The following is a 2,002-nucleotide window of genomic DNA, read 5'->3' as shown; positions in this document are numbered from 1 at the left end:
GGTCAAGGAAATAATTCCTATAGTGGCATCACCTGGGGGACCCGCCGCCTGGGGCTTTGACCGGACCGGCAAAAATGCTACGAGCCCGGCAGCGAATTTCCGGGGCAACAATCGACATGGATGCAAGGCAGTTGAAGGTCGAAGCCGCGCGGGCAGCACTTGCCCATGTGAGCGACGGCATGCGGCTCGGCATCGGCACCGGCACAACGGCCGAGGAGTTCGTGCGGCTGCTCGCCGAAAAGGTCGCCACCGGCATGACCGTCATCGGCGTGCCGACTTCGGAGCGCACCGCGTTGCTGTGCCGCGAGCTTGGCGTGCCGCTGTCGACGCTGGAGGAAACGCCAGAGCTCGATCTCACCGTCGACGGCGCCGACGAAGTCGACCCGGAACTGACCCTGGTCAAGGGCGGCGGCGGCGCGCTGCTGCGCGAGAAGATCGTCGCCGCGGCGTCCCAGCGCATGATCGTCATCGCCGACCGCTCCAAGATGGTCGAGACGCTCGGCCGTTTTCCGCTGCCGATCGAGGTCAATCCATTCGGCCTGCGCGCCACTGAAATCGCGGTTGCCGCGGCGGCTGAAAAGCTCGGTCTTTCCGGGCCGGTCACATTGAGGATGACGGGCGGCCAGGCTTTTGTTACAGACGGCGGCCATTTTATCCTCGATGCATCTTTTGGCCGCATTCCGGATACAAGAGCGCTTTCGAATGCTCTCCACGCCATTCCGGGCGTAGTCGAGCATGGTCTTTTCATCGGGCTGGCTTCAGCGGCCATCATCGCCGGCGGCGACGGCATCCAAACCGTCCATGCCGCCCGAAAACCAGGGAGTTCTATCGATCATGACGTTGCATAACCGGGTTCGCAGCCTTTCCGTCCTTCTGGCGGCCTCGGCCGTTTTCGCCTTTTCTTCGCCGGCGTTTTCGCAGGATGTCACGGAATCGCACCTGAAGGCCGCCCGCGCGGCGGTCGCTGCGATCCACGCGACCGACCCGTTCGACAACATCCTGCCGCAGGCGGCCGCGGCGCTCGAATCGCAGCTGATCCAGAAGAACCCGGACATGCAGGAACTGATCGGCAAGACGATCAGCGAGAAGGCGCTGGCGCTGGCCTCGCGCCGCGCCGATCTCGAGAAGGAAGCCGCACTCGCCTACGCAAAAGTGTTCTCCGAAAAGGAACTGACCGACATCGCCGCCTTCTACAATTCCGATTCGGGCAAGAAGCTGCTCGATAGCGGCCCGACGGTGACCCGCGAACTGGTCAAGGCAGCCGACATCTGGCAGAACGGCCTCGGCCGCGATCTCGCCCAGCAGGTCGGCGAAACGCTGGCCGCAGCCGCCAAGGCAAAGGCGCAGGCTGCACCTGCCGCGCCCGCCGCCGGAGCCGCCGCTCCCGCCGATGGCGCGGCCCCTGCGGACAACAACTGACCCCGCATTTTCAAATGGCCTTGCGGCCTCCCGCGAAAGCCCGGCCTGTCCGGGCTTTTCTTTTGACGGTTTGCGGCCTACCTGTCTGACACATTTCTGAAGCCTGGGAGCCGCGTCATGGCTGGTTACGACTACGATCTTTTCGTCATCGGCGGCGGTTCGGGCGGGGTGAGGGCGGCGCGTGTCGCCGCGGCTCTCGGCAAGCGTGTCGGCATCGCCGAGGAATATCGCTATGGCGGCACCTGCGTCATCCGCGGCTGCGTGCCGAAAAAGCTCTATGTCTATGCCTCGCAATTTCCCGAGCATTTTGCCGACGCCGCCGGCTATGGCTGGACGGTGCCGGAAGCCAGTTTCGACTGGCAGACGCTGGTCGCCAACAAGGATCGCGAGATCAGCCGGCTGGAGGCCATCTACGTCAGGAACGTCGAGGGCGCCGGCGGCGAGACCTTCCACTCGCGCGCCATGATCGTCGATCCGCATGTCGTGCATCTTCTGGGCGAGGATCGCACCGTCACGGCAGACCAGATCCTGATCGCCACCGGCGGCCGACCCGCGGCGCATCCGGCGCTGCCCGGCCATGAAC

3 protein-coding genes are annotated in these 2,002 nt (G+C 64.8%); all 3 read left to right on the top strand.

Going from position 1 to position 2,002, the window contains the following annotated elements:
- The first annotated feature begins 116 nt into the window (after positions 1-116).
- On the top strand, positions 117-848 hold the full coding sequence (rpiA, locus tag EN750_RS31770) for a ribose-5-phosphate isomerase RpiA (protein ID WP_127399062.1): 732 nt from the start codon (positions 117-119) through the stop codon (positions 846-848).
- Entirely contained in the window at positions 835-1,419 is a 585-nt protein-coding gene (locus EN750_RS31765) for a DUF2059 domain-containing protein (protein ID WP_127399061.1), read from the top strand. Before rpiA ends, EN750_RS31765 begins: the two co-directional genes overlap by 14 nt.
- A 117-nt stretch (positions 1,420-1,536) precedes the next feature.
- Positions 1,537-2,002, top strand: a 466-nt coding sequence (locus EN750_RS31760) for an FAD-dependent oxidoreductase (protein WP_164756652.1), incomplete at its 3' end; no start/stop codon positions are given.

Origin of the sequence: Mesorhizobium sp. M7A.F.Ca.ET.027.03.2.1, from assembly GCF_003999175.1 — a bacterium.
GTDB lineage: Bacteria > Pseudomonadota > Alphaproteobacteria > Rhizobiales > Rhizobiaceae > Mesorhizobium.
This window is presented reverse-complemented; position numbering and strand designations above follow the sequence as displayed.